Origin of the sequence: Priestia sp. SIMBA_032, assembly GCF_046535215.1 — a bacterium.
Lineage (GTDB): Bacteria > Bacillota > Bacilli > Bacillales > Bacillaceae_H > Priestia > Priestia aryabhattai.
In genome coordinates this window covers 606,888-632,037 of sequence record NZ_JAWRXD010000003.1, presented here as the reverse complement: position 1 = coordinate 632,037, position 25,150 = coordinate 606,888, and the positions used below count along the sequence as shown (strand labels likewise).

The 25,150-nt window shown below is 37.8% G+C and carries 31 protein-coding genes and 1 riboswitch; of the genes, 23 read left to right on the top strand and 8 right to left on the bottom strand.

Annotation, left to right across the window (positions count from 1 at the left end; genetic code table 11):
• Positions 1-10: 10 nt before the first annotated feature.
• A riboswitch (cobalamin riboswitch) is annotated at positions 11-143 on the top strand.
• A gap of 259 nt (positions 144-402) precedes the next feature.
• The 10 genes from SB717_RS13400 to rarD all read left to right on the top strand — a co-directional run bounded on the left by SB717_RS13400 (position 403) and on the right by rarD (position 8,007).
• Positions 403-1,362 carry an ABC transporter substrate-binding protein gene (locus SB717_RS13400; protein ID WP_410903905.1) on the top strand — a complete coding sequence of 320 codons (960 nt, stop codon included), beginning with the start codon at positions 403-405 and terminating at the stop codon, positions 1,360-1,362.
• 88 nt (positions 1,363-1,450) lie between these two features.
• Positions 1,451-2,059, top strand: a complete 609-nt coding sequence (locus SB717_RS13395; RefSeq protein WP_029714478.1) for an adenosylcobinamide amidohydrolase — start codon at positions 1,451-1,453, stop codon at positions 2,057-2,059.
• A 4-nt stretch (positions 2,060-2,063) separates the two neighbouring features.
• Positions 2,064-3,050, top strand: coding sequence for an adenosylcobinamide-phosphate synthase CbiB (gene cbiB, locus SB717_RS13390; protein ID WP_182005608.1), 987 nt, complete (start codon positions 2,064-2,066; stop codon positions 3,048-3,050).
• Positions 3,025-4,104 carry a threonine-phosphate decarboxylase CobD gene (cobD, locus tag SB717_RS13385; RefSeq protein ID WP_410903903.1) on the top strand — a complete coding sequence of 360 codons (1,080 nt, stop codon included), beginning with the start codon at positions 3,025-3,027 and terminating at the stop codon, positions 4,102-4,104. The genes cbiB and cobD overlap by 26 nt, the downstream gene beginning before the upstream one ends.
• On the top strand, positions 4,101-4,661 hold the full coding sequence (locus tag SB717_RS13380; RefSeq protein WP_029714475.1) for a bifunctional adenosylcobinamide kinase/adenosylcobinamide-phosphate guanylyltransferase: 561 nt from the start codon (positions 4,101-4,103) through the stop codon (positions 4,659-4,661). The genes cobD and SB717_RS13380 overlap by 4 nt, the downstream gene beginning before the upstream one ends.
• Positions 4,658-5,431 (top strand): adenosylcobinamide-GDP ribazoletransferase, encoded by a 774-nt coding sequence (gene cobS / locus SB717_RS13375; protein WP_074682030.1) that lies wholly within the window; start codon positions 4,658-4,660, stop codon positions 5,429-5,431. Before SB717_RS13380 ends, cobS begins: the two co-directional genes overlap by 4 nt.
• Positions 5,389-6,003 carry a histidine phosphatase family protein gene (locus SB717_RS13370; protein ID WP_029714473.1) on the top strand — a complete coding sequence of 205 codons (615 nt, stop codon included), beginning with the start codon at positions 5,389-5,391 and terminating at the stop codon, positions 6,001-6,003. The genes cobS and SB717_RS13370 overlap by 43 nt, the downstream gene beginning before the upstream one ends.
• A complete protein-coding gene (locus tag SB717_RS13365) occupies positions 5,955-6,380 on the top strand; it encodes a bifunctional adenosylcobinamide kinase/adenosylcobinamide-phosphate guanylyltransferase (protein WP_029714472.1) in 426 nt (141 codons plus the stop codon). The genes SB717_RS13370 and SB717_RS13365 overlap by 49 nt, the downstream gene beginning before the upstream one ends.
• On the top strand, positions 6,377-6,946 hold the full coding sequence (locus SB717_RS13360; protein ID WP_029714471.1) for a cob(I)yrinic acid a,c-diamide adenosyltransferase: 570 nt from the start codon (positions 6,377-6,379) through the stop codon (positions 6,944-6,946). The genes SB717_RS13365 and SB717_RS13360 overlap by 4 nt, the downstream gene beginning before the upstream one ends.
• A 134-nt stretch (positions 6,947-7,080) precedes the next feature.
• Positions 7,081-8,007 carry an EamA family transporter RarD gene (gene rarD, locus SB717_RS13355; protein ID WP_410903902.1) on the top strand — a complete coding sequence of 309 codons (927 nt, stop codon included), beginning with the start codon at positions 7,081-7,083 and terminating at the stop codon, positions 8,005-8,007.
• A 91-nt stretch (positions 8,008-8,098) separates the two neighbouring features.
• On the opposite strand, the gene SB717_RS13350 is transcribed toward rarD, so the two are convergent.
• On the bottom strand, positions 8,099-8,425 hold the full coding sequence (locus SB717_RS13350; protein ID WP_013082852.1) for a MerR family transcriptional regulator: 327 nt from the start codon (positions 8,423-8,425) through the stop codon (positions 8,099-8,101).
• A gap of 295 nt (positions 8,426-8,720) precedes the next feature.
• On the opposite strand from SB717_RS13350, the gene SB717_RS13345 reads away from it, so the two are divergent.
• Complete coding sequence (locus tag SB717_RS13345; protein ID WP_013056708.1) at positions 8,721-8,879, top strand: hypothetical protein; 159 nt, start codon at positions 8,721-8,723, stop codon at positions 8,877-8,879.
• Positions 8,880-8,911: 32 nt separating this feature from the next.
• On the opposite strand, the gene SB717_RS13340 is transcribed toward SB717_RS13345, so the two are convergent.
• A complete protein-coding gene (locus SB717_RS13340) occupies positions 8,912-9,832 on the bottom strand; it encodes a CobW family GTP-binding protein (protein WP_074682028.1) in 921 nt (306 codons plus the stop codon).
• Between the two features lie 251 nt (positions 9,833-10,083).
• Between SB717_RS13340 and panE the strand changes: the two genes are divergently transcribed.
• The gene (gene panE / locus SB717_RS13335) at positions 10,084-11,013 is read left to right on the top strand and encodes a 2-dehydropantoate 2-reductase (RefSeq protein WP_029714469.1); all 930 of its coding nucleotides are present in this window, start codon (positions 10,084-10,086) and stop codon (positions 11,011-11,013) included.
• Entirely contained in the window at positions 11,013-11,813 is an 801-nt protein-coding gene (locus SB717_RS13330; protein ID WP_029714468.1) for a GIY-YIG nuclease family protein, read from the top strand. The genes panE and SB717_RS13330 overlap by 1 nt, the downstream gene beginning before the upstream one ends.
• 50 nt (positions 11,814-11,863) lie before the next feature.
• Here the strand turns inward: SB717_RS13330 and SB717_RS13325 are convergent, their stop codons facing one another.
• Positions 11,864-12,175 carry a hypothetical protein gene (locus tag SB717_RS13325; protein WP_410903901.1) on the bottom strand — a complete coding sequence of 104 codons (312 nt, stop codon included), beginning with the start codon at positions 12,173-12,175 and terminating at the stop codon, positions 11,864-11,866.
• Between the two features lie 243 nt (positions 12,176-12,418).
• Between SB717_RS13325 and SB717_RS13320 the strand changes: the two genes are divergently transcribed.
• The 4 genes from SB717_RS13320 to proC are packed head-to-tail and all read left to right on the top strand — an operon-like array spanning position 12,419 to position 15,193.
• Positions 12,419-13,306: a 5'-3' exonuclease gene (locus SB717_RS13320; protein ID WP_410903900.1), complete on the top strand. Its 888-nt coding sequence runs from the start codon at positions 12,419-12,421 to the stop codon at positions 13,304-13,306.
• Between the two features lie 46 nt (positions 13,307-13,352).
• Entirely contained in the window at positions 13,353-13,700 is a 348-nt protein-coding gene (locus tag SB717_RS13315; RefSeq protein ID WP_013056714.1) for a YojF family protein, read from the top strand.
• Positions 13,701-13,723: 23 nt separating this feature from the next.
• The gene (gene bshB2 / locus SB717_RS13310; protein ID WP_410903899.1) at positions 13,724-14,386 is read left to right on the top strand and encodes a bacillithiol biosynthesis deacetylase BshB2; all 663 of its coding nucleotides are present in this window, start codon (positions 13,724-13,726) and stop codon (positions 14,384-14,386) included.
• Positions 14,387-14,389: 3 nt separating this feature from the next.
• A complete protein-coding gene (proC, locus tag SB717_RS13305) occupies positions 14,390-15,193 on the top strand; it encodes a pyrroline-5-carboxylate reductase (RefSeq protein ID WP_410903898.1) in 804 nt (267 codons plus the stop codon).
• A gap of 159 nt (positions 15,194-15,352) precedes the next feature.
• Here the strand turns inward: proC and SB717_RS13300 are convergent, their stop codons facing one another.
• Positions 15,353-15,757, bottom strand: coding sequence for a thiol-disulfide oxidoreductase DCC family protein (locus SB717_RS13300; protein WP_410903897.1), 405 nt, complete (start codon positions 15,755-15,757; stop codon positions 15,353-15,355).
• A gap of 127 nt (positions 15,758-15,884) precedes the next feature.
• Here SB717_RS13300 and SB717_RS13295 point away from each other — a divergent pair, with 127 nt between their 5' ends.
• Positions 15,885-16,625 carry an anti-sigma factor gene (locus SB717_RS13295; protein WP_483591750.1) on the top strand — a complete coding sequence of 247 codons (741 nt, stop codon included), beginning with the start codon at positions 15,885-15,887 and terminating at the stop codon, positions 16,623-16,625.
• Between the two features lie 42 nt (positions 16,626-16,667).
• On the opposite strand, the gene SB717_RS13290 is transcribed toward SB717_RS13295, so the two are convergent.
• On the bottom strand, positions 16,668-17,102 hold the full coding sequence (locus SB717_RS13290) for an Hsp20/alpha crystallin family protein (protein ID WP_013082862.1): 435 nt from the start codon (positions 17,100-17,102) through the stop codon (positions 16,668-16,670).
• Positions 17,103-17,331: 229 nt separating this feature from the next.
• Between SB717_RS13290 and SB717_RS13285 the strand changes: the two genes are divergently transcribed.
• Together SB717_RS13285 and SB717_RS13280 are read left to right on the top strand one after the other, a co-directional pair.
• The gene (locus SB717_RS13285; protein ID WP_013056721.1) at positions 17,332-17,712 is read left to right on the top strand and encodes a replication termination protein; all 381 of its coding nucleotides are present in this window, start codon (positions 17,332-17,334) and stop codon (positions 17,710-17,712) included.
• 374 nt (positions 17,713-18,086) lie between these two features.
• Complete coding sequence (locus SB717_RS13280; RefSeq protein ID WP_025752053.1) at positions 18,087-18,365, top strand: AbrB/MazE/SpoVT family DNA-binding domain-containing protein; 279 nt, start codon at positions 18,087-18,089, stop codon at positions 18,363-18,365.
• An 89-nt stretch (positions 18,366-18,454) separates the two neighbouring features.
• On the opposite strand, the gene SB717_RS13275 is transcribed toward SB717_RS13280, so the two are convergent.
• The gene (locus tag SB717_RS13275; RefSeq protein ID WP_410903894.1) at positions 18,455-19,828 is read right to left on the bottom strand and encodes an MATE family efflux transporter; all 1,374 of its coding nucleotides are present in this window, start codon (positions 19,826-19,828) and stop codon (positions 18,455-18,457) included.
• 226 nt (positions 19,829-20,054) lie between these two features.
• Here SB717_RS13275 and SB717_RS13270 point away from each other — a divergent pair, with 226 nt between their 5' ends.
• Positions 20,055-20,807: an SDR family NAD(P)-dependent oxidoreductase gene (locus tag SB717_RS13270; protein WP_029714461.1), complete on the top strand. Its 753-nt coding sequence runs from the start codon at positions 20,055-20,057 to the stop codon at positions 20,805-20,807.
• Positions 20,808-20,839: 32 nt separating this feature from the next.
• On the opposite strand, the gene SB717_RS13265 is transcribed toward SB717_RS13270, so the two are convergent.
• Positions 20,840-22,354 (bottom strand): phytoene desaturase family protein, encoded by a 1,515-nt coding sequence (locus tag SB717_RS13265; RefSeq protein ID WP_410903893.1) that lies wholly within the window; start codon positions 22,352-22,354, stop codon positions 20,840-20,842.
• Between the two features lie 136 nt (positions 22,355-22,490).
• Between SB717_RS13265 and SB717_RS13260 the strand changes: the two genes are divergently transcribed.
• Complete coding sequence (locus SB717_RS13260) at positions 22,491-23,594, top strand: glycosyltransferase (RefSeq protein WP_029714459.1); 1,104 nt, start codon at positions 22,491-22,493, stop codon at positions 23,592-23,594.
• The gene (locus SB717_RS13255; RefSeq protein WP_312036178.1) at positions 23,537-24,055 is read left to right on the top strand and encodes a glycosyl-4,4'-diaponeurosporenoate acyltransferase CrtO family protein; all 519 of its coding nucleotides are present in this window, start codon (positions 23,537-23,539) and stop codon (positions 24,053-24,055) included. The genes SB717_RS13260 and SB717_RS13255 overlap by 58 nt, the downstream gene beginning before the upstream one ends.
• Here SB717_RS13255 and SB717_RS13250 read toward each other — a convergent pair.
• Complete coding sequence (locus tag SB717_RS13250) at positions 24,052-24,504, bottom strand: hypothetical protein (RefSeq protein ID WP_028408776.1); 453 nt, start codon at positions 24,502-24,504, stop codon at positions 24,052-24,054. The genes SB717_RS13255 and SB717_RS13250 overlap by 4 nt on opposite strands.
• Positions 24,505-25,150 lie beyond the last annotated feature (646 nt).

Sequence of the window (25,150 nt, the reverse complement as noted above, 5' to 3'; positions counted from 1 at the left end):
GGACAAGTGAATAATCGTAGAGCAATAAGGTCTCAATTTAAAGATTGAGTGAAAAGGGAAGTCTGGTGAAAAACCAGCGCGGTCCCGCCACTGTAAGCGCTTTGTGCGTAAGTCAGGAGACCTGCCTTATTGTTAGCTGTGAAACCTTCGAGGAAGGGTGAAGCAGGGTAATGAACATACATATCAAGTATAGTGAACGGATTCTTTTCCTGCTTATCTTGACGTTACCTGCTTTGCTTTCAATTGAAAGTAAAGCTTTTTTATTTTGAAGCTGCCGGCGAGCAGTATACATAGTCAAAGCGGAAAAAACGGGATAGCGCTACTTTTTGCATGATCATTTGCTTTTTCTTTAACGTGGAGGTTTCGTATTCACAATGAACAATATATAGGGGGAGTATTTAGATGAAAAAATGGCTTTCGTATTCCATTATTGCTCTGTTAGTCATCGTACTTGCTGCATGCGGTGCAGGCAGCCAAAGCAACAGTGATAAAAAAACGAAGCAAGATACAGCACAAACGTCACAAGCTGCGTTTCCAGTGAAGGTAAAAGACGCGCGTGATAAAGAAATTACGTTGAAAAAACAGCCTAAGAAAATTGTTTCATTAATGCCAAGTAATACGGAGATTGTATATGCCCTTGGCCTTGAAAAAGCATTAGTCGGTGTCACAAGCAACGATGATTATCCTAAAAGCGTAAAGAAAAAAGCGCAGGTGGGAGATATGAACGTTAATGCAGAAAAAGTTATTGCTTTAAATCCTGATTTAGTGCTGGCACACGCTTCAAGTATGGGCGTTTCGGATGAAGTATTTAAACAAATTGAAAGTGCGGGTATTCCGGTATTTGTTGTAAAAGATTCAACAACGTTTGATACGGTTTATGATTCTATTACGCAAATCGGTAAATTAACGGGTAAAACAAAAGAAGCTAATCAAACAATTAAAGACATGAAAGAAAAAGTAGCTTCAATTGAGAAAAAAGCAAAAACGATTTCAAAAGAAGATCGTAAAAAAGTATGGATAGAAGTATCAGGAGCTCCTGAGATTTATACAACAGGAAAAGGTACGTTCATGAACGAAATGCTTACTATGATCGGTGCTGATAACGTAGCGGCTAGTGAAAAGGGTTGGGTTAAGTTTTCTGAAGAGCAAGTTGTTAAGTTAAACCCTGACGTTATTATCGCAACGTATGATGCAGACAAAAATGAGATTATGAAGCGTCCCGCTTGGAGCAGCATGACTGCTGTAAAAGAGGGTAACATCGAGAAGGTTGATCAAAACAAAATCAACCGCTTAGGACCTCGTATTGTAGATGGCTTAGAGGACTTAGCAAAAGCAGTATACCCTGAGGTGTACAATAAATAAAAAGAGGGACCATATTCCAGTTCGAATTGAAAAGGGGATTGGTCCCTTTTCACATCTTAAAATCGAAGAACGGCCTGAGCTTTTAATCATGAAAACCGAGACTTCTTGTAAAACATACAGCTCAGGGGTTTTAGGAACAGGCATTACGGAAACGGACACCTTTTACAATCGATTTGTTCATAAAGACTATTATTCAGACACTCCTTCTTTAGAGTATGAGCAATATTTGATGAAAGAAAATGTGCGCCATGAACAAATCGTAGGGTTGATGACAGCCGTTTGGTTAAAAGAAAGAGCGATTTACTGTTATGAAGGCTACGGAGTAAGAGTAGCTTCCGTGATAACGGCTGGAGTAGGAAACGCAGTAGATATTACAGCTGACGAAGCTGTCCCGTTCTATTCCTCTCCCGGTACAATTAATATGTTTTTTTTCGTTGAAGGTACGCTTACGGATGCTGCGTTTTTACAGCTTTTTATTGCGGCCACAGAAGCCAAAACAAAAACGCTGTCACAGCTGGGTATCATAGATCCAGCTACAAAGACGATTGCTACAGGAACATCTACGGACAGCATCTCAGTTGCAGCGTCTCAGCAAGGGCCATTATATGAATATGCAGGCTCTATGACCGCTTTAGGTCAAGCGGTAGCCAAGCTGGTGAAAATAAGCTTAGAGCAGGGACTTAAGGGAAAGAGGTGAAGAAATGAGTATTACACAAGCGATAATTGCACATATGACGGCTATGACGATTGCTTTAGTAATTGACCGAATTATAGGCGACCCCGAAAATTGGCCGCATCCCGTTCGCTGGTTTGGCAAGTGGATTTATTGGATGGATTCCAGATTAAATAAAGGTGCTGGAAAACGATTCAAAGGATTGCTTCTTGTGATAAGTATGGCTGTGCTAGCAGGAGTTGTTCCTTTCTTATTCCTCCATGCTTTGTACGGAGTTCATTTTATGCTAGGTGTTTTAGTAGAGGGTGTAATGATTGCGACTACTATATCCACTCGTTCTTTAAGCGAAGCTGCTTATAAGGTACAAAAGCCGCTTCAGCTAGGAGATATGGAGAAAGCTAGATATGAAGTAAGCATGATTGTGGGACGAGATACAGATCGTTTGTCAGAAGGAGAAATTGCCAGAGCGACGGTAGAGACCGTGGCTGAAAATACAAGTGATGGTATTACAGCTCCGCTTTTTTATGCATTTATAGGGGGAGGAGCCCTAGCCTTTTTTTATCGAGCTATTAACACATGTGATTCAATGGTTGGGTACAAAAATGACCGCTACTTTCTGTTCGGCTATTTTAGTGCAAAAACCGATGACGTATTAAACTATATTCCAAGTCGGTTAACTGCAGTGGTGATGACCGCTGTTAATGTAGCAAAAAGCCAATATTCTCTTTGGCATGTAACGAGTTTGATTAAGCGCGATGCTAAAAAGCATCCAAGTCCAAATAGCGGATACGGGGAAAGCGCAGTGGCTGCGCTTTTAGGTATTCAACTCGGCGGGCTTAATACATATAAAGGCATAGAATCTAATCGTGCAAAAATGGGCGAACCACTCATTCCTCTGCAAGCCGTTCATATTGAACAAGCTGTTTTCATTATGAAAAGGACGGTCTATGCTACTTGGTTATTATATCTTTTGTTAGGAGGAGTTATTAGTGTTATTACCTACACATGGAGCTAACCCCGATGTCTTTTTAAAAGCAATAGGGGCCGAGAATTTGTCACATATAAAAGATTTTAGTGTGAACACAAATCCTTTAGGGGCTCCCCCTGCGCTTCACGAAAAGTGGAACGAATTCAAGGATGCTGCGTTTAGCTATCCTGACCCTCAAGTAACAGATCTGAAAAATAAACTAGCAGCTGACCATCGCGTTTCAACTGCTCAAGTGCTTCCTACAAATGGTGCTGCTGAAGCGTTTTTTCTTATTGCTTCTTTATTTTCAAAAGAGAAAGTAGGGATTGTACAGCCGACTTTCGTTGAATATGAACAGGCAAGTAAAGCTTATGGATGTGAAGTGACATACGTTCCTTTAGCTGAAGAAAATGGCTGGAGCTGGGATATAGAGTTAATTATGAGCATCCTTCCGGATATAAAAGTACTTTGGATTTGTCACCCAAACAACCCAACAGGCGTTATGTATAGTCATGAGGAATGGATGAAAGTAGTAAAAGCTGCTGCTCATCATGGTACATACTTAATGATTGATGAGGCATTTATTGATTTTGTCGAACATCAGCCTTCATTTGATTCTCTTATTCTGGATTATGAACATATCATTATTGTGCGTTCTATGACAAAGATGTTTAATATTGCCGGGCTTCGCCTTGGCTATATTTTGGCAAATGAAAAAATCATTAGCGAGATGTCTAAAAAGCAGCCTCCTTGGAGTGTAAATGGATTGTCGCAGCAAGTAGGGATGATATGTTTAGATGAAAAAGACTTTGTGAAAAACACCGTACATTATATTAAACAAGAACGAAAACGAATCTTGAGTCAACTAGAGGAATGGGGGCTTTTGGTTTCTCCTTCTCAAACAAACTATTATCTTTGCAGCGTTCCGCCTCCTATTAAAACGCGTGAATGGCTTGGCTATTTAGCAAGCCACGGTGTGGTAGCCCGGCATACTGAAAACTTCCCATTTTTAAATGGACGCTATATCCGTTTGGCTGTGAAAACGAAAGAAGAAAATGACTATTTACTTAACGTAATCAAGCAAGGACTCGACGGAATATGATCATCTTTATTAGCGGAGGCGTTCGAAGCGGCAAATCACGTGCAGCAGAGAACATGATTCAAACCTTTTGTACAAAGCGCGCTGTTTATATTGCCACAAGTCGGCAAACAGATAAGGAAATGAAAAAACGCATTCAGCTTCATCAAACAGAACGCCAAGCAGCGAATACGCCTTGGGTAACGATCGAACAGTCTGTAGATTTACAACAAATTCTGCCAAATCTTCAAAGTGATGATGCTATACTTTTGGATTGTGTCACGAACTGGCTTGCCAATGAGCTTTTTTTAACAGAAAAAAGGTGGCAAACAAAAGAGGGCAAACAAGAGGTTTTTCGTCATATGATACAAGCGCTCGATAAGCTGTTTGCGCAGTCTCAGACGGTTGTGCTAGTATCTAATGAACTGTTTGAAGCGGGCGTATTAGAAGAGCCGACATATAGCTATATGAAGATGTTAGGAAAATTACATCAGTATATTGTAGAAAAAGCAGATGTGGCTATTTGTGTAGAAGCGGGAATTTATCGTTTTAAAAAAGGAAAGGAATGTGTAGATATATGAAAGAATGGATAGCCATACTACGAATTTCTCTCCAGTTTTTTACAATTTTACCGCTAGCTAAAACTGTTCAATGGACTGAAAAAAGAACGGCTCGCTCACTTTTTGTGCTGCCGTGGATTGGTATGTTACTAGGCTTGATGTTTTATAGCTTTTTACAGCTGCTTCAATCTTCACCTATTACTACGATTGTTGATAGTATTTTAGTTTTGCTTTTACCGCTTATCTTAACGGGTGGTCTTCATTTAGACGGCTGGATGGACGTAAGCGATGCGTATTTTTCTCATCAGTCAAAGGAAAAAAAACTGCAGATTTTAAGTGATCCGCACGTTGGGTCTTTTGCTATTCTTTCTCTTATGGTTCTCCTGCTGCTGCGTTTTAGTGCGATATATGAATTAGCGTCTCTTTCTTCTTTATCAATTTGGACATGCTTAGTTGTCTTTACACTTCCAAGAATTGGAGCAGCTTTCTTATTGATGAGAGATAAGCCGGCTAAAGATACGGGTCTTGCTGCTTATTTTCAAAAAGGAGTCAACAAACGGTCTACTTATGCATTTATCGTCATGAGCCTATTCTTAGTTGCTATTTTCGCTGTTTTTATAGAGAATAAATTCATTATTCTTTTCTTTGCCGGTTTTTTATGGCTGTGGATACGCTTTTATCGTTCCCAGTTTGGGGGCGTAACAGGAGATGTTATAGGGGCAACCATTGAAGGAGGAGAAACGTTTTTATGGATAATTCTTTGGTTATCACATGTATTCGTCACGGCATGACGATTGAAAATCAACAGAAAAAATATATAGGGTGGAGTGATCCGCCTTTAAGTACCGAAGGGAAAAATGAATTAAAAGAGCTTTTTCTAGAACCTCAGCTCGTTATTTCCAGTGACTTAAAAAGAGCGCTAGAAACAAGTTCAGTTGTTTTTCCTAAATCTCAGGTGGTTAAAAGTAAAAATTGGCGTGAGCTGCATTTTGGAGATTGGGAAGAGAAGACGTATGAAGATTTAAAAAGCATACAGGCGTATAGAGATTGGATTGACCACTGGACAGAACATACGCCTCCGAATGGTGAAAGCTTCTCAGGTTTTTCAAACCGAGTTTGGGAAGCGTGGGAAGAAGCGGTGGATTTGGCGGCCAGTCAGCAATTGCATCACATTGCTATTGTTTCACACGGCGGACCACTGCGTTTACTTGCATCCCATTTTAAACAGACAGCGTCGCTTTGGGATGTTTCTTTTTCTTACGGAGAAGGTTTTTCAGTAACATGTACATACAAACAGGCAAAGGAGAGAAGAGCATGCATTTCGTATTCGGCGGTGCATTTACCGGCAAAAGAAAATGGGTGAAGCAGCATTATGCCAGTGAGTCGATAAAATGGCATTGTTTGTATGAAGACCCTGTTTTACCAGCGTTTGAGTTCGAAGAAAGTTACATTGTGCTAGAAGGATTTGAGCACTATGTTAAGGAATTAATACATAGCGAGCTGGAGTCTCCGCACCTTGTTATTAAAAAGTTAATACAGAAGTGGAGAGACAGCGGTGTATGGGAACAGTTAGTAGTGATTGGAACTGAAGTCGGCAAAGGGATTGTTCCTTTAGATGCAACAGAGCGGCAGTGGAGAGATGAATGCGGGTATTCGTATCAGTATTTAGCAGCACATGCCCGGAAAGTAGATCACATTTGGTACGGAATTGCTAATCGATTGAAGGAGGAAATACAATGAACATTTACACAAAAACAGGGGACAAAGGGCAGACAAGCTTAATTGGAGGAAGAGTAAATAAAGATGATATTCGAGTGGAAGCGTACGGTACGATTGATGAGCTAAATGGCTTTGTAGGTCAAGCGATTTATCAGCTGGATGAAACAACATTAAAAGATGTAAAAGAAGAGCTAATTACGATTCAACATGAGCTTTTTGACTGTGGAAGTGATTTAGCATTTGCAAAAGATGATCATCCGTACAAAGTAACAAACGACATGATATCAGTACTTGAAAAACGCATTGATGTCTATATGTCAGAAGCGCCGGCCATTGAGCGTTTTATTTTACCTGGAGGCACACCTGCAGCGACAACGCTTCATATTTGCCGGACGATTACGCGCCGCGCAGAACGGCTTGTTGTTGGCGTGCAGCGTGAGCATAAAATTAATGTGGCGGTGCTTCAGTATTTAAATCGTTTATCTGATTATTTCTTTGCTGCGGCTCGAATCGCTAACGCGCGAGAAAATGTACAGGATGTAGAGTATATTCGCAGTGCCAAAGTATTTAAACAGCCTAAAAAATAAGGTATAAAAAACGGTCGAGCTAAAAGCGATCGTTTTTTTATGAGCTGTTTCGATAGTAAAAATAAAGCTATAAAAAAGAGGTAAATGCATCTATAATGATAAGAGACAGAGAGATAAAGAAAAGAGGTTGAGAAATGAATCAAGATTCTAAACGAGCGGGTATTGTTTATACAGCCAGCGCTTACGTTATGTGGGGGCTTTTTCCGCTTTACTGGAAGCTTCTTGGCGAAGTGAATGCGAATGAAATACTCGCTCACCGTATCATATGGTCATTTGTTTTTATGCTTTTACTTTTGCTTGTGACCAAGCAAATGAGTGCTTTAAAGAAGACGCTTGGTTTATTATTTCGTAATACGAAACAAGCGGTCATTTTATTTGTGGCTTCAGTGCTTATCAGTATCAACTGGTTCGTTTACATTTGGGCGGTTAACCATAATCATATTATTGAAACAAGTTTAGGTTACTACATCAATCCGCTCGTCAGCATTTTGCTTGGTATAGTCGTTTTAAAAGAGAAGCTTAATTTTTGGCAGGGTGCTTCTGTTGGATTGGCTGCTATAGGTGTTATCGTTATGACAGTTACATACGGGCATATCCCATGGGTATCATTAAGCTTAGCGTTTAGCTTTGGTTTGTACGGTCTTGTAAAAAAGACCATTCAATTAGAAGCAAAAGTAGGATTAACGATTGAAACGATGATGGTTGCACCTATTGCGGTTATTTATTTTATTTTTCTTTTAGTGAAAGGATCTTCAAGTTTTTCCCTTGAGTCGCTTGATCTGAGCGCTCTTTTAATTGGAGGCGGTGTTGCTACAGCTATGCCACTATTGTATTTCGCTAAAGGGGCCCCTCTTATTCCGCTATCGATGGTCGGTTTTTTACAGTACATCGCTCCTACCATGACGCTTTTATTAGGAGTGTTTGTCTATCACGAACCGTTTTCTAGCGTGGAGATGATTGCCTTTTTGTTCATTTGGGGCGGATCGGTTATGTTCATTTTATCTAAAACTAAATTCATGAGTTCTCATCAGCCGAAGTTTTTTAAAGGGCGTTCAGCTTAACAGACAAAAAAGCGGATATCTTTAGATATGCGCTTTTTTGTCTGCCGTAAAGAAATAAAAACGGAGACGGAAACGTCACCGTATGTATACTTTATAGCTTCCGCTTGAAATGAGCGTTCAACTGACCTTGAAGCATTTGGTTTTTTACTTCTTTCATTTTTCTCGCCTCATCTTTTTTAGCCAGTTCTGTTCGTATTTCACTCGTTTGAACTCCTTCTTCTATACGATCAGCAATATCCATTAATCGTTCGACATCTGAAAACGAATATTTCCGAATACCCGTATTGGTTCGGTCCGGAAAGAGCAGGCTTCTTTTTTCGTAATAGCGAATTTGCCTTTCTGATAAACCAGTTAATTCTTTTACAATCCCAATAGACATGACTTTCTTATCTCGATATGACGCTTCATTCGTAGACAATCTCCCTCACCCCTGAGTACGTAGTAGTATATTATTGTTACAAAGGAAAAAAATACAAAAAAATAACATGTAATATATTCTAACATATTTGTGTTATGTTTTTGAATTACTATGTGAGAAAAAGTGACATAAATAATGAAATAGGGAAAAGAGTCCTATAAACTAATGATTAACTCGATCCCAAGTGGTTAACCATACAGGATAAAGCCTTGTGGTTAATCACTTGCTTTCAAAATGATGAATAGAAAATAAATGTGAGAATATACATAAATTCTAAAAGGGAAGGGCGTTTTATATGGCTGTGCAACAATTAAAAAAAGAAGAGATTATTGAGCTGGCGAAAGAAATTATTGAACTCGATTTGAAAAGAGATGAAAAATTTGAAGAATTGACAGAGTTAGCCGGAAATCGTGCATATGAAATTTTGCGCAGAGTACAAAATGCCTGTTTATAAGTAATAAAAAAATCCCGCCTAGAGCGGGATTTTTAATGAGATTGCTGTTCAAGATTAAATAATTCTTGTTTCATCTTAGCGTGATTGAGGTTTTCCCCTATAAAGACAAGAGTGGTGGGCAGCTTCATCATTTCTTTCATATATAGAGGCATGCCGTATGAATATTGAAACGAATACGTATCGTTCGAATGAGTAAAGCGCATATAGCCTTTAATGCGATAAATGGTATCTGGCATTTGGCGCAGCCAATTTTCAAATAATTCAAGATCCACTTTTTTTGTAAACTCATATACAAATGTCTTCAAATGAAGATGATCTTCAACATGAGCCTTATGGTGCGGCTGTTTTTGAGACAGCTGAGCTTTTTGAATCACATCAAGCTTCACGCGGGAAAATGTCGTTAATAACGTCCTTGCACTAGCGTTAATGGATTGAATCTCAAAAAGCAGGGAAGACTTTTCTGACTCAGAAAGCATGTCCGTTTTATTTAATAAAATTACATCCCCGTGTTTTACTTGTTCTTGAAGAAGTTTTTGAAGTTGAATGCTTAAGGAACCACGTTCTTTCCATCTTGTTGCGTCAAGTGTGGTGATAATACTTTTAATCGTAACTTGATGCGCAAAAAGAGGAGACATACAAGCATCTAGTACTTCAATTGGATGGGCAACTCCCGTTGTTTCTATATAGATAGCATCCAATGTGTTCTCCTGTAAAAGTGAATGAAGCTGCGTTTCAAATTGACCTTGAATAGTACAGCACACGCAGCCGTTTAGCAATTCTTTTAACGGCGTGTCTTCTTCTACTTCATTTGAATCAATCGAAACTTGGCCAAGTTCATTCATCACAACAGCAATATTGCGATTACGATCTTTTTCTTGCTGAAGCAGCTGTTTAAGCAACGTTGTTTTTCCACTGCCTAAAAATCCAGATAAAATGTAGATTTCTGTTTTCATTTGAGTCTCTCCTATGTAAATAACATTGTTTAAATCGGAATTTTTCCGATTATGGATTGGTAAATAGTGTATCCAAGAGGGGGGAAATGTCTAAACATAAACTTTTATGCTTTTTTGTATTCATTATAACAACTTTAAAAGCGCTATGGCTATCTTTTGTAGAAAACTCAAAAAACAACGAAATAAGAATATTGTAAAATTTCAAACTAGCTGTGCTACAATAAAAGAAAAAGAAAAGGGGAGCAAAAGTTATGCGAATATTAGTTTTAGGCGCAGGCGGCGTTGGCGGTTATTTTGGAGGCAGGCTCGTGGAAAAAGGGGAAGATGTTACTTTCCTTGTCAGAGAACGCAGAAAAAAAGAGCTGGAACAAAACGGACTTGTGATTAAAAGCGCACACGGTGACTTCACTTCACCTGTACAAGCTATTACAAAATCTGAGGTAAAAGGACCTTATGATGTTATTTTATTTACAACGAAGGCTTATCATCTTACACAAGCAATTGAGGATGTCCGTCCTTTTGTAGGGAATCAGACAGTTGTAATACCTTTGTTAAACGGTATGGCTCACGTCGCTCCACTGCAGGAAGCTTTTGGGGAAGAGAAAGTCATTGGAGGGCTGTGCTTTATTGAAACTACTTTAAACCAAGATGGAGATGTCGTCCAGACGAGTCCTGTGCACAGACTTGTATTTGGTGAATTTAAGCAGAAGGACACAGAACGATTACAACTGATTGAGCAAGCGTTCAGTGGTACAAAAGCTTCGTTTGTGAAAAGTTCATATATTGAACAGGATATGTGGCATAAGTACTTGTTTATTACGGTTATGTCAGGCATGACTACTCTTATGCGCGCACCTGTTGGCCCAGTTTTAGCGGCAAAAGGCGGGCGTCAATTTGTGCAAGAGCTTTTTAAAGAAGTTGAAAATATTATGATGGCCTACGATGCACCATTAGCCGAAGGAATCATTGAACAGCATATGAATACGATGGACAAAATGACGTATGACATGAAGTCATCGATGCAGCGTGACATGGAAAAAAGCTCTCAAATTGAAGGAGACCATCTTCAAGGATATTTGCTGAAGTTAGCTGAAAAATCGTCTATACACGTACCGCTTCTTCAAACTGTACATACGCATCTAAAAGTATATGAAGAAATGTTAAAAGGTTATCAAAAATAATGACAGCAAAAATTGATTTAGCAGTCATGCAAGTATTGCAAAAGCTGCTAAGTACAGCAGAAATGGGACAATTGCCTTCCGCTCCTGGCATTTATTTTTTCTTTGATGAACCCGGAAGGCTTTTGTATATCGGAACTACGACGGGTTCTCTATCAGAAAGAGTAAGAGCTCACGTTGCAGGAAAAGGTGTTAGCAACACAAAAAAATTCCACAAAGAAATTCATGCCGTTGGATATATTGAAGTTCATGGATTAAAAAAAGAATTAGATATGCTGAGAACGATGCTTGTAAATGGTTATTTTCCAAAATACAATAAACAAGATGTAAAAAGAGAAAATGAATACGACATTTACACCGTTCACGGCAGAGTCCTCAGGGATACGGGAGTTGATAAGAAAAAAGTCTCCAAGCGAAAAACTGTTCTAAAGCCAACGTTAAAAGAGATAGAGATTCGTCAAGAAAACAGCGATATTACATATGCACGAGTCGCAAATATGAATGCTGAAGATCGAGTGAAAAAATTGTGGTCTTGTCAAGAAGCAGGAGCGCAGCTACATCTTCCGGAGCCGAAAGTGTTAGCAATAAGTGACCGGCTCTTAAAAGAACAGTATACATTTCAGCGAGATATGAAAAAGAATACGATGTTTACGATGCGAGATTTAGTTGTTATTCAAGTGTTGTTAAATTTAAATCCGACTCATGATTTAAAAAAGCGAGAAATAAAGGAAGCCATCAGTTTAGTGCGTAAATTTGGCATAGAAGAAGCTCTTCGCATCTCTGAAAAATTACTCAAAACGTAATAAAATCCATGATCATTGTGATCATGGATTTTATCATTTATCATTCACACTTAAGCTAATTCGTCAATAACTTTTGGTAGAGCCATAATGGAAATAACGCAAAGTGAACTGACAACTTGATGCATTTCAAAAATGGCAATGATGAATAACATCAGTGATATATATAATTGAAGGCCTTTTAATCCCCACGGCTTGCGATCGAAAAAAAAGTTGCTAAGTACAAATACAAAGAAAATGAGCGAACTGAACAAAATAATCATGGATGTAGACATGGAACGGTCATAAGCAATGATAAATAACAAAGCGAGAAGCGACACAACAGATATAACTTTTAATGTTTTAATCATCGTGTTTTTATTCACTTTTTTCACCTTCATTTGTAGGATTGATCTTTCATCCTCATTTTATAGGATAGTCAAAAGTTCTAAAAGTCAAACGAATAAATCATAACAACAATTTAACATCTTTATACTACATTTACATTGAGAGAAAAAAATGGGCGCGTTTTGAGCTCTTTGCACTTCATTGACGCGTGCAAAGAACAAGTGCTATAGTATGTTTGCTCTAAAAGCTAAAGGAGCAAAGTTTTCAAAGGACGTGACTATGTGAACGAAACACTATTAGTAATTGATGGATTTAATTTATTAAGCCGCTGTTATTTTGCTACTTCTTATGGCAGAGATGAAGCAGCCTTGACCAGAAACAGCAAGGGCCAATTTACGAATGCCCTGAGAGTAACAATTCAAAAAATGCATGCATTGATTCACCAATATGAGCCAAGCCATATTTTCGTCGCTTGGGATGTTAAGCGCGAGGATACAAAACGTAAAGATACATACGCCCTATATAAGCAAACAAGAGCAGAGCTGCCTGATCCACTGATTCAGCAGTACGAAACGTTAAAGCAATTTTTTGACACAGTAGGCATTTATCAAATGTCATTGTCTTCTTATGAAGCAGATGATTTAATTGGAGCACTTGCAAGCAAGTGGAGTAAGGAAAAACAAAGTCCAGGGTACATCTATAGCAACGACCGAGACTTGTTTCAGCTCCTGGATCAACATATTTCGCAAATTATTGCCAAAAAGCAGGTTGGCGATCTTGTTTATGGCTTTAAGCACTTTCAAGAAGAATATAATATTCATCCTCGTCAATGGGTGGACGTAAAAGCATTGCTTGGTGACAAATCTGATAATATTCCGGGCGTTCCAGGGGTAGGAGAAAAAGCCGCACTGCCTCTTATTCAACAATATGGCTCTATCCATGAAATTTATGCACAAATTGAACAATTAGATCCAGCTTTTAATCGTTATAAAAAAAAGCTGGCAGAAGGAAAAGAACTAGGTATGCTTAGTCGTGAACTCGCTGAGATTATTATAGATATTCAAGAAATCAGTATGTTGTGTTGGGAAGAATTAACATTTATGTATGATTATGAACGATGGAATAAAGAAATTCAAAGTCTAGAACTAAACATTAGGATTCGCTCCTGATTTTTAGTACAATACAATTTATGAACATGAGAAAGGAGTAACAAGCGTGCAACCAATTCATAAAGAAACAGTTCAAAAAAAAATACAAACATTTTTAAATAAAGACGTATATGTACACCTTGAAACGACAAACGGTGCATATGCTTCACACGTAAATGAAAAAGTAATGACAGTTGGGGCTTTTATTCGCAATGGTAAAGTCACTATTTCAAACGGAAAGATAACGGGAGAAGGGCCTTATCGTGTAGGTCTTCAAATTGATTTAGGATGGATTTATGCAGAGGGATTAACAGATTGGGAAATCGATGAAGAAGGCAGACTTCTTTTAGCTGGGCATGACTTTGAAGGTCGTTTAGCAGTTGCCCTTCAATTAAGTGAACATCCGTTTTCATAACAGAAAAGAGAGGAGAATAGACCATGGAAGAAAGATTATTAATTGTATTTCCGCACCCTGACGATGAAGCATATGGAGCAGCAGGAATGATCACGCAAGCTAGACAAAAAGGAACGCCCGTTACATATGCTTGTGTTACGCTAGGTGAAATGGGACGAAACATGGGTAGACCGCTGTTTGCTAACCGTGAAACTCTACCTCAAATCCGAAAAAAAGAACTTTTAGATTTAGCGAACGTTTTAGATATTCAAGACTTGCGTATGCTAGGGCTTCGTGATAAAACGCTAGAATTTCTTGATATTGATGTTTTTGCAGATAAAATTGAAGAAATCATTAACGATGTAAAGCCGACTCACATTTTAACGCATTACCCTGGCTTTGCGGTACACCCTGATCATAATGCTACGGGAGCAGCTACGATTCAAGCGGTAAAACGTATGCCAAAAGAAAAGCGTCCGGTTGTTTGGTGTCATGCGTTTTCAAAAGATCGTATTGAACATATTGGAGAACCAGATGTTATTTTTGATGTAACAGCGATGAAAGATAAAAAAATTGAAGCGTTAAGAGCCCATCGTTCTCAAACAGAAGGAATGATGAACGCAATTAACTTCGACCGCTTATCTGACTATCCGCAAATGGAACGTTTATTAACAAGAGAAGAATTCTGGACATATAACTGGGAGTAACAGATGAAAAAACAGCGAATTTTATTTATTGGAGCAGGACGAATGGCTGAAGCGGTAGCGGCTGGTTTGGTTACGAGCAGCGCCGACAGTATTGAGGCAGTGGTGATGTCAAACAATGGAGACATTGAGCGATTACAGCGTGTTGAAAAAACGTACGGCGTACAAACGACGCAAAATTGGCGCCAAGAAGTTGACAATTCGGATGTTATTATTTTAGCGATGCCTCCCCAGGCCCATCCTTCCGTGCTTAAGGAACTTTCGACTCATTTAAATCAACAATTTGTTGTAACGTTAGCTGCAGGAATTGGTCCGAGTTACTTAGAAAGTCATCTTCCGCAGGATACGCCTGTCGCTTGGATTATGCCTAATACAGCTGCTATGATTGGACAATCGATGTCTCTGTATACACTTGGAACTTCTGCCACAAAAGAGCATAAAGAAGTGCTTCAAATGATTTTAAAAGGAATTGGTGAAGCGCATGAGTGTTCAGAGAAAGAAGTACATGAGCTAACGGCTGTAACTGGCAGTGCACCGGCGTTTTTATATTATTTTGCAGAATCGTTAATTGATGCAACTGCTGCTTACGGTGTGGACGAAAAAACAGCCAAAGATTTAGTTATTCAAATGATGTATGGCTCTGTACAAATGCTGCAAGAAACCAAAGATCCTGCGTCTTTAAGAGAGCAAGTAACAACTCCAGGCGGCGCTACTGCCGAAGGGTTAAAAGTGATGAAAGAACAAGACTTTGCCTTAATAATGAAGCAGGCAATTGAAGCAACGAATAAAAAAGCAATGGGTGAAAGCTAAAAAAGCTCGTACAACCATATGTTAGCTAAAAAATCCGAACTATAGTTCAGCATTCTTTCATTAGAATGTTGAATCAGTTCGGATTTTTTAATGAATAGACTTTCTTAACATAAAAATATGCCTCTTTGGAACTGTTTTTTCTCTATGTGACAAGCTTTTTTAGTTATCGACAAATCGCTTTTTCGTATCAGGAGTTGGGAGCATGCAGTGCTGCAGTTTGCCAAACCACTTATATCGGTTGCGAGCGATCCAGTTGTACACTATATCTCGAATAGGCGCAGGAATGATAATAAGTGCATATAAAAATTTAACGGGTCCATCTAAGCGCTTGGCAATTTTTAAAGCAGCCGTTGATTTTATATATCTTTGTTTTCCATGGATATATACAATACTATCTAATTGTAATTGCTCAGGAAGTAAGCCGTGAGAAGCTAGCTGCTGCTTTCCGAAATCTGATTGAAGAGAAGCGAAAGAAAACAAAGCTTGTTCATCATGTTTAATAATAAATTGAACACTGCCATTACATAAATTACATATGCCATCAAAAAGAATCAAATGTTTCATTGAACAATTTCGCTCCTATTCCATAAAAAAAGTATAATTACTTGTCATTTTTGAAAAACAAAGGTACGTTTAAAAGATGTCAAAGTGATCCAAATTCAAAGATAGTTTGATTATATAATAAGGAGTCATTGATTACTATAATGATCAGTTGACTTCCCATGAGAAAAAAGAGTTTGAAATGCACTTAAAAAACTGTCAAAGCTGTCAAGATGAACTAAAAGAACTAGAGGAAGTTCTTGGAGATCTAACGTATTTGACACCAGAACAATCTCCTCCTCCAGAAATGAAACAGCGAATACTTGCGAATGTATTCGAAGAAGATCAAGGTGAGACAAAGAGAGAACCAATAGCTTTAAAAAATGAAAAACAATATGCTGCGTCTAAGAAATCAAATAAAAAATCCGTCATTATTGGATTAGCTGCGGCACTTCTTTTATCCCTTGCAGGAAACAGCTACTTTCTGTTGAAAGATGGAGACAAAGGCAAACAAGAACCAAATGTTTCGGTTGCTCCTCAAAATGAACCTCTTACATCTGAGAAAACGATGAAGCTGCAGGCAGAGCCGAATGTTTCTGGCGAAGCAACAGCATCTCTTACGAAAAAAGGTGGAAATTTAAATGTGGTCATTCAAGCGAATAACTTGAAAAACGTAAAGGGGAATGAAGTCTATCAGGTATGGCTCATAAAAGGTGATAAGCCTCATCCGGCAGGTGCTTTTGTAACAGATAAAAATGGAAATGGGACAGTGGTCTATACGATGAGCCAAAAAGAACAGACTGAAAAGTGGGATGTTATGGCCATTACTTTAGAACCGAATGCGAATAATAAGACGCCAAAAGGAAACGTTGTGTTAAGTTCAGCGCTCTAACAAAAACCCTTCTGTTAACAGAAGGGTTTTTGTTACGTGCAGTTAATCATCTTCAAACTGTATAGCAATGGTTTGATCATTTTCTATCTTATTCAGTCGAATTTCCAATAAACCATTTTTGTACTTAGCACGAACTGGTTCGTCTGTGTAGTGAAAAGGAAGTTTGACCGTGCGAGAAAATACGCCTGTATGGCGTTCGTTCAGCTTTAACTTTTGTTTAGATGCTTCATAAGCATAAGGAACATTCCCTTCAACTGTTAATATATTTGCGTCCAACTTAATTTGAATGTCGTTAGTGGAATGTAGTCCAGGAACTTCAACGACGATAATGCCTTCTTTATCGGTTTCATATAAATCAACGTTTGGAAATCGTTTTGGCAAGATGTGATTTAAATCGCTCCAAAAGTGATTTCCAAGCATATCTTCTACCTTATGCTGAATTGAACCCCAATCAATCTCTTCATATTTTTTACTCAAAGGAACCCCTCCTTATATTCACGTAAATTCCTTCTATATATATGAAAAAAAGAAAATTCAATGCCTGCTTACAAAGAATGAGAAAAATGCGTAAATAAGTGAAAAAATGTGAGGAAAAAAAGAGATTTTGAGTGAAAAAGAAGGATTATGTAGAATAAAAAAAGTATAATTACGTATAGAGCTTTCTATTATTCTGAATGAAAGCAAGTATGTGAAGGGGGAAGTTGAGATGAGAGAAAAGCGTACATCCAGTGGTTTTCTATTAAAACAACGTGCTTTCTTAAAATTATATATGATTACAATGACGGAGCAAGAGCGTCTGTATGGCCTTCGGTTATTAGATGTGTTGAGAGATGAATTTCGCCCTTTTGGGTTCAAACCTAATCATTCTGAGGTATACAAAGCTCTTCATGACTTGATTGAAGACGGTGTTCTCAAACAGGTGAAGCGTAAAAAAGAAGGAATGAAGCTTCAAGAAGTGGTTTATTATACATTTACAAATGAGGGAGAAGAGAAAGCTAAATTATATAAAAAACAATTAAAAGTAGAGCTGGAGCGGTGTGAAGCTATGATTCAAAAAGCTATTCGTGACAACTTCGGGTCCAAATGAACGTGTCTTTAGTTAGAAAAGACACGTTTTTTCTATAGCTGATTTTGTCGTCTTATGTCGGAATAAAAGTTATAAAATGGGTACAAAGTAGTGTAAAAGATGGATATATAGTTATATTATGGATAAAATACACACTTTTAACATATATGGATGAATTCGATTTTAAAGATTATGCACTATTCATAAATAGTGTACGAATTGATATGATACAAAGTGTATATAAATCTATTTAATACGTTATTTGCCATATTTTAAGAACTTATAAACCGTTATCAGACCATCATTCAAGCATTTTGGTTTTAGCAACTCTGACGAATTTGACTAGATTTGTATCGAGAAGATATTATTTGTTTACTATGAAAGGAATGGATTTTATGAAGTCTACAGGAATTGTAAGAAAAGTAGATGAATTGGGTCGCGTAGTAATTCCTATTGAATTGCGTCGTATTCTAAATATCAACACAGGTGATCCAGTAGAAATATATGTTGATGAAGATATTATTATTTTACAAAAGTATAGCCCGTATGGTGCTTGCTTAGTAACTGGGGAAATTACGCGTGAAAACTTAACCTTTGGGAATGGGAACGTTGTGTTAAGTAAAAAAGGTGCGGAACAGCTTTTACAAGAGTTAGAGCGTACCTTAAATAAATAAGAAGTTTTAAGTCTTAGTATGTATAAGGAAGAATATCAATCCATCTTTAACCCAAAAAGAACGTTCTTTTGAGAACGTTCTTTTTTTGATTAAGCCGTTCGAGAAGGTTTATTCTCCTCTAGCAGCTGCTTTTTTTGTATTTTTATCAAACGATACGCAAGTCCTGTAGCTCCTGCAGCGAGCCCCGCAATTAGTCCAACCCAATAGCCAAACGCCTGCAAATCGGTGTATTTTGCTAAAACAATACCTAAAGGTAGACCAATTACCCAATAAGATACCAAGGACATTAAAAAGGTAACATTTACATCCTTATATCCTCGCAGAGCGCCTTGAATAGGAGCTTGAAGAGCATCAGAAAGCTGAAAGAAAATTGCATAAATCAAAAAGTGAGAAGTTAATACAAGCACATCTGCATCTTTTGTATATAAAGATGCTACTGATTCTCGAAGAGTAAATAAAAGACCTGCGCACACAAAGGCCATGCCAACAGCAATTGTTATACCAATTCTGCTATAGCTTCGTGCATCCTGATTCCGTTTAGCACCCGCTTCAAACCCTACAACAATTGTTAAAGCCATAGAAATACTCAGTGGAATCATATAGAGAAATGAGGCAAAATTAATAGCAGCCTGGTGAGAAGCGATCGTAATGGTATTATACGAGCTCATAAACAGCGTGACGGCTGAAAAAATACTTGTTTCGAAAAATACGGAAAAACCGATAGGTAAACCAATTTTTAATATTTCTTTCCAAGCAGAAAAAGAGATACGGTGAAATTTTTTAAATAAACCGAAGCTAGAAAAAGGCTCTTTTTTATGAATAATGAAAATTGATATGACAAGTATGCACCAATATGTGATGGTCGTTGCATAACCAGAGCCTACTCCACCCAAGTGAGGGAAGCCCAGCTTACCGAAGATTAATACATAGTTTAAAGCCACATTAATCGGAAGCCCTAAAATGGTGATAAGCATAGACGTACGAGTTTGCCCTAAAGCATCAATGAAGTTTCGTAAAACCGTATAAATAAAAAGCGGAATAATACCAAAAGATAAAGCAACTAAATACTGTTTGGCAATGCGCATCACGTTTGCTTCTAAATTCATTCCTTTTAAAATAGGATCAACAACAAAAAAGCCGATTAAAATGATAACGGCAGCCATTAAAATGGAGACGTAAAGCCCTTGGATGACAGAGAACGGAACTTTTTTCTTTTGATTAGCTCCGACAAGCTGTGCAACAATTGGCGTAATAGACATTAAAATTCCGCTTAGCCCTGTAAAAACAGGCACCCATAAGCTCGAACCAATTGCTACCCCTGCCAAGTCATCTGCACTAACTCTTCCTGACATCATCGTATCAAAAAAAGTCATTGAAAACATTCCAAACTGGGTAACCAATATCGGAAATAAAATAAAAACGAACTGCTTAACTTTTTGAGACGTTGAAAACGTTTGTTGCATTAAAAAACCCCCAATTTGAAAACATTTACACCAAAAAGCATTATATCACGCAAAGGCTTGTTTTTGCTAAGAGTTCTGACAATAAATTCAAAGAACGTATCCATAAAACGCAGCGATTTAAAAGGAATAAAAAGGTAAAACAGTAACAGTATATGATTTTAATTTTGACATGCAGTGAGTTATGATAGAAAGTATAGTAATTATCATTTAACGTGGAGGGATACGTGTGGATTTACAGTTGCAAAGTAAAAATGTACTCATTACCGGTGGGTCAAAAGGAATTGGGAAAGCTATAGCTGCTTTGTTTATTCAAGAAGGAGCAAACGTTGGAATCGCCGCAAGAGGAGAGGAAGCATTACAGCTTGCACAGTCAGAATTAGAAAACGTACGTACATATACAGCAGATCTAACAAACGAAGCGGACAGAGTTGCGTTAATTGAGAAGTTCATTAAAGACTTCGGAAGCATTGATATTTTAATTAATAACGCTGGAGGAAGTAATGGAAGCAAGGCAATGGAAACAGATTTATCCCTTTTCAAAGAAGCGATGGAGCTAAACTACTTTTCAGCCGTCCATTTGAGCAAGCTAGCAGCGGCGCATATGACAAAAGATGCGGCAATCGTAAATGTTACGTCTATTTTTGGAAGGGAAAGTGGAGGGAAAGTCACATACAATAATGCAAAAGCAGCGCTCATCAGCTTTACAAAGTCGTTTGCAGATGAAATGATTTCTAAAGGAATTCGTGTAAACGGAGTTGCGCCGGGAAGCATTTTGCACGAGACGGGTAATTGGAAAAAGAGAATGGAGGAAAATCCGGATAAGATCAAGCAGTTTGTTGAAAATGAAATACCAGCAGGGCGCTTTGGAGAGCCAGAAGAAGTGGCAAACGCCGTTGTTTTTTTAGCATCTTCCAGAGCTTCATGGATAGTAGGTGCGACGTTAAACGTAGACGGCGGACAGTCCAAAATGAACTTTTAAAAAAAAGTGCAGGAATTTCCTGCACTTTTTCATTATCCAATATCTTTTTTTTGCATACGCGGAATCTGAAAATCTTCATTAATTGCGTCGGCTGTAAGCTGACCTGATAATGTCACCATTGGCACGCCGCCTCCAGGGTGTGTAGAGCCGCCTACAAAATAAAGGTTAGAAAGAAGCTGACTTCTTGCTGGGATTTTAAAACCTCCATTTTTCTTGCGGTCAGTTGCTATGCCATAAATGGACCCGCCATTAGCACCGTAAAGTTCTTGGATATCATTAGGAGTGAACGTATATTCAAACTCAATGCTTGAACGTAATCCTTCCAACCCCATTGCCTCAAGTTTTTTCAATACGACATCACGATAGCGGTCTTTTAATGCAGCCCAGTCGTCTCCTTCTTTTAAAGCAGGTACATGAGTCAGAACGAACAGGTTTTCTTTTCCTTCAGGAGCTTGCGTAGGGTCTGATTTAGACGATACGCCAATGTAAATTGTCGGATCCATGGCTAGTTGACCTTTGTTAAAGATTGTATCAAACTCTTCTTTCTGATCCTTTGAGAAGAAGAAATTATGATGTTGAAGCTGCTTGTACTGTTTGTTAACCCCTAATAAAAGAACAAGGCCAGAAACAGTAGGTTCAAATTTTGCAAGCTGCTGAGTTTGCTTAGCTGCTTGCACATGATTTTTTAATAAATAGCGGTAAGTTGGAATTGCTTCTAAATTAGATACCACAATATCCGCTGATAGGCTTTCACCGTTTTCCAGTGTAACTCCAGTTGCTTTTTCTCCGCTTGTCGTAATTTCTTTTACTGGCATATTTAGATGCACAGTGACGTCAAGTTCTTGAAGGAGCTTATCCATTGCTTCAGCAATTTTATACATTCCGCCTTTTACGTAATAAATACCCAATCCTAGCTGAACGTGAGCAAGCTGTGTTAATACGGCCGGTGCATGATAAGGAGAAGAACCGATGTACATAATTAAAAAATTAAACAATTGACGCAGATGTTGATTTGAAAAATATTTGCGTGTAGTAGCATCCATAGATCTCATTGGATCCATTTGGAGCAGTTCTTTTACCGTGTGCATCGTTCGTAAATCATGCAGTCCAGATAAACTTTTTTTATAAAAACTTTTTAAGTTCGATTCGTACATTTTATTTGCATAAGATAAATAGTCAAAAAAACCTTCAATGTCTTCTGGAGCAAGCTCTTGCAGCTGCTGAAGCATACGGGGGAGGTCACTGGTCAAATCAATTTGTGTTCCATCTTGGAAAAAAGTTCTCCACTGAGGCTCAATTCGTTCTATTGTTAAGTAGTCATGGATATTGCGGCCTGCACTTTCAAACAGCTGCTCTAGCACCCACGGCATTGTTAAAATAGAAGGCCCTGTATCGAAAGAAAATCCTTTGCCGCTGCGAATATTTAACTTACCGCCAATTCGCTCGCCTTTTTCAACGACTGTTACATCGTATCCATCAGCTGACAGACGAATAGCAGCTGACAGACCACCTAAACCTGCGCCTACAACAATTACTTTCTTTTTCATCTTTTTCCTCCTTATAAAACAAAAGCGAGTTGTCAACAATGTGTATAAAATGACTTCACGCAAAATAAAAATAGGTTTACAACTTTTTATTTTGTCCAGTTCGCTAATTTTCATACGTGAAGGAAAGGAGAAAGGGATGTCTTTTTTACTGGTTGCTCTTGTCTTGACAGGTACGCTTGTCATCACTATCCCTACATTTAAACGTGTAAAAATAGTAAGAAACGATATGTCATGTTTGTCCGTTATTATTCCAGCTAGAAATGAAGAAAGAAACCTTACCTTTTTATTGCAGTCACTCCAGTTACAGGACGCTGACTTTGAAGTGATTGTTGTAGATGACAACTCAACAGATAATACTGAGCGGGTAGCCAAAGCATTCGGCGTAAAAGTAGTGCACCCGGGGGCACTTCCAGCTGGATGGCTAGGAAAGTCATGGGCATGCTGGAATGGAGCAAGAGAAGCAAAAGGCTCGTTGTTTTTGTTTTTAGATGCTGATATTACAGTAGAGAAAGACGGAATTGAAAAAGTATTTTTCTACTATCAACAGCAAGGGGGTGTGCTGTCGGTTCATCCTTACCATCTTGTTAAGAGGCCTTATGAAATGTTTTCAGCTCTATTTCACTATGTTACGTTTGCATCGATTGGCGCTTTTCACCCCTTTAAAAATTGGAAAAGTCCTTCTGTCGGTTTCGGGCAGTGCTTGCTTTGCAGCGCAGCCTCCTACTTTCAAAGCGGCGGCCACGAAGGGATAAAAAAAGAAGTGGTTGAAAATATGGCACTGGTTGAGAAAATGAACAAACAAGGTGAATTTATTACGTGTATGAGTGGACAAGGAGCTCTTTCCATGCGCATGTATCCAAATGGTATGAAAAGCCTTATAAGAGGGTGGAGTAAAAGTTTTGCTTCAGGTGCGGGGAAAACGGAAGCCATTTATTTATTTCTAGTAAGTTTATGGCTTACTAGCATGATTAATTATGTCCTTTTTTTACCTACTCTATGGAATCAACATGCAGGCTTGGCAATTAGCAGTTATGTTTGCTATGTAAGTCTCTTATTTAATAGCTTAAGAAAAATAGGTTCGTTTACTTTTTTTTCTTTGTGCTTATTTCCTATTCATGTGCTGTTTTTTCTGGGTCTATTCGTATGGTCTTTCATCCAAACAGCGGTGAGAAAGCAAGTTAAATGGAAAGAACGCAGCATATCTATAGAGGAAGAAAAAAAGAAAAAAGTGATAAAATGACAGGTGCTCAGCTCTTAATTAATATCATGGCATGGTTTGTGATTCACATGTTCATCGCCCACAGGTGTACAAAAATTTCTGACTTTTATTTAAAAAAGGACCTTGCGCTGTTTAAGGTTCACAGCTGGGAAACAGTTGGAATATATAAAAAATTCGGGGTACACCGATGGAAAACGTGGCTTCCTGATGCAGGAAAGCTATTTAAACGGGGGTTTTATAAAAAGAAATGGGAGAGCAGAACGAAGGAATATGCACAGCTTTTTTTAATTGAAACAAATCGAGCAGAGTTAACTCACTGGATCAGCATACTTCCTTCTATTCTTTTTTTTATATGGAACTCTCCTTTTATAGGTGTTTGGATGGTTATTTATGCCATTATTGCAAACGTACCGTTTATTTTAGTTCAACGATATAATCGAATACGGATTCATCAAGTCGTTTTGAAACTCAAACGAAATTAATTAACGTGCCTTTGGCTCCGAGTAGGAGCCTCGTTTTTTATTTTTTTCTCCTTATTCGAAGACAATAATTTCTTGGATAAAAGAAAAAAAGAAGCAAAGGCGATATAAATACTAAAAAAGACTAAAAATCCCCATAAGCCTGCTATGGCATCATCAAATTCCATGTTGCCTCGAGTAGTAATTCCTTGCTGAATTTCAATGGCAAAAACTAAGACAAGCATAACGGTAAGGGTATAGATAAAAGAAATAGCTGTAATACTAAATTTCCATTTTGACAATAATTTGAAGATCATATAAACGCTTAAAAACGTGAGCAGTCCAATAATGCCAATAATCCAGAAGTGAAGTTCTTTATCTGAAAGAGAAAATCCTAGTAAATAAAAAATATAAATTAATCCATCGTGCAATACATTAATAATATTTGTAATGAAAACAATACATTCTTTCATTTTTTCTCCTTTATAAAAATGTAAGACGTTTAAACTTCCAAGTATACAAGTTTGCATAGCCTGCACTCATTCCAATTTTATATAAAAAATGCACTTTCTAGATCAGATATGAAAGAGATCTGAAATTTCAAATAATATTTATAATTTATATTATAAACAAAAAGGTAAAAAAATAAAAATTTTCGATGCAAATTGACACATTTTTTTCATATTTAAAGAAAGAAATAACTCAAAATATGTGGTTTACTGTAGAAAGAAAAGAAAATATGAGGTGTTGATATAACAAATATTCACAAGTGCTTTTATGCATTCTCTTGTAAAGTAGAAGGAAAACTAAGGCAAGTGTTAAATTTATATGTATAGTGGACAAAATAAAAAATAAATATAAAATAGTGAAACCTAAAGAGAAGCTGTCCGTATTAAATAGTTAGAAGAAAAAAGAGCAGGATACATTTGTGTTTGAAAGCCGATAGAGCTGGGAATAAGAAAGTAGTTATTTTCTCACGTTTGGTGAAAATTATACGTAGCGGTGTTGACAATTTTTTTTAAAGAGTTAAAATGTGAAAGAACAGATTAGCTCTCTTACATTTTTTGTAAGGGAGATTTCTTTTTACATTTACTATAAAAATAAAAGTGAGCTTAAATT

What these genes read in the sequence shown, in the direction of transcription:
- SB717_RS13255 (WP_312036178.1), top strand. Translation starts at nt 23,537, where the DNA reads ATGGAAAGAACGCAGCATATCTATAGAGGAAGAAAAAAAGAAAAAAGT.
- SB717_RS13360 (WP_029714471.1), top strand. Translation starts at nt 6,377, where the DNA reads ATGAACATTTACACAAAAACAGGGGACAAAGGGCAGACAAGCTTAATT.
- SB717_RS13260 (WP_029714459.1), top strand. Translation starts at nt 22,491, where the DNA reads ATGTCTTTTTTACTGGTTGCTCTTGTCTTGACAGGTACGCTTGTCATC.
- SB717_RS13345 (WP_013056708.1), top strand. Translation starts at nt 8,721, where the DNA reads ATGGCTGTGCAACAATTAAAAAAAGAAGAGATTATTGAGCTGGCGAAA.
- panE (WP_029714469.1), top strand. Translation starts at nt 10,084, where the DNA reads ATGCGAATATTAGTTTTAGGCGCAGGCGGCGTTGGCGGTTATTTTGGA.
- SB717_RS13250 (WP_028408776.1), bottom strand. Translation starts at nt 24,504, where the DNA reads ATGAAAGAATGTATTGTTTTCATTACAAATATTATTAATGTATTGCAC.
- SB717_RS13330 (WP_029714468.1), top strand. Translation starts at nt 11,013, where the DNA reads ATGACAGCAAAAATTGATTTAGCAGTCATGCAAGTATTGCAAAAGCTG.
- SB717_RS13285 (WP_013056721.1), top strand. Translation starts at nt 17,332, where the DNA reads ATGAGAGAAAAGCGTACATCCAGTGGTTTTCTATTAAAACAACGTGCT.
- cbiB (WP_182005608.1), top strand. Translation starts at nt 2,064, where the DNA reads ATGAGTATTACACAAGCGATAATTGCACATATGACGGCTATGACGATT.
- SB717_RS13395 (WP_029714478.1), top strand. Translation starts at nt 1,451, where the DNA reads ATGAAAACCGAGACTTCTTGTAAAACATACAGCTCAGGGGTTTTAGGA.
- SB717_RS13365 (WP_029714472.1), top strand. Translation starts at nt 5,955, where the DNA reads ATGCATTTCGTATTCGGCGGTGCATTTACCGGCAAAAGAAAATGGGTG.
- cobS (WP_074682030.1), top strand. Translation starts at nt 4,658, where the DNA reads ATGAAAGAATGGATAGCCATACTACGAATTTCTCTCCAGTTTTTTACA.
- SB717_RS13340 (WP_074682028.1), bottom strand. Translation starts at nt 9,832, where the DNA reads ATGAAAACAGAAATCTACATTTTATCTGGATTTTTAGGCAGTGGAAAA.
- proC (WP_410903898.1), top strand. Translation starts at nt 14,390, where the DNA reads ATGAAAAAACAGCGAATTTTATTTATTGGAGCAGGACGAATGGCTGAA.
- SB717_RS13275 (WP_410903894.1), bottom strand. Translation starts at nt 19,828, where the DNA reads ATGCAACAAACGTTTTCAACGTCTCAAAAAGTTAAGCAGTTCGTTTTT.
- SB717_RS13265 (WP_410903893.1), bottom strand. Translation starts at nt 22,354, where the DNA reads ATGAAAAAGAAAGTAATTGTTGTAGGCGCAGGTTTAGGTGGTCTGTCA.
- SB717_RS13380 (WP_029714475.1), top strand. Translation starts at nt 4,101, where the DNA reads ATGATCATCTTTATTAGCGGAGGCGTTCGAAGCGGCAAATCACGTGCA.
- SB717_RS13300 (WP_410903897.1), bottom strand. Translation starts at nt 15,757, where the DNA reads ATGAAACATTTGATTCTTTTTGATGGCATATGTAATTTATGTAATGGC.
- rarD (WP_410903902.1), top strand. Translation starts at nt 7,081, where the DNA reads ATGAATCAAGATTCTAAACGAGCGGGTATTGTTTATACAGCCAGCGCT.
- SB717_RS13400 (WP_410903905.1), top strand. Translation starts at nt 403, where the DNA reads ATGAAAAAATGGCTTTCGTATTCCATTATTGCTCTGTTAGTCATCGTA.
- bshB2 (WP_410903899.1), top strand. Translation starts at nt 13,724, where the DNA reads ATGGAAGAAAGATTATTAATTGTATTTCCGCACCCTGACGATGAAGCA.
- SB717_RS13280 (WP_025752053.1), top strand. Translation starts at nt 18,087, where the DNA reads ATGAAGTCTACAGGAATTGTAAGAAAAGTAGATGAATTGGGTCGCGTA.
- SB717_RS13370 (WP_029714473.1), top strand. Translation starts at nt 5,389, where the DNA reads ATGGATAATTCTTTGGTTATCACATGTATTCGTCACGGCATGACGATT.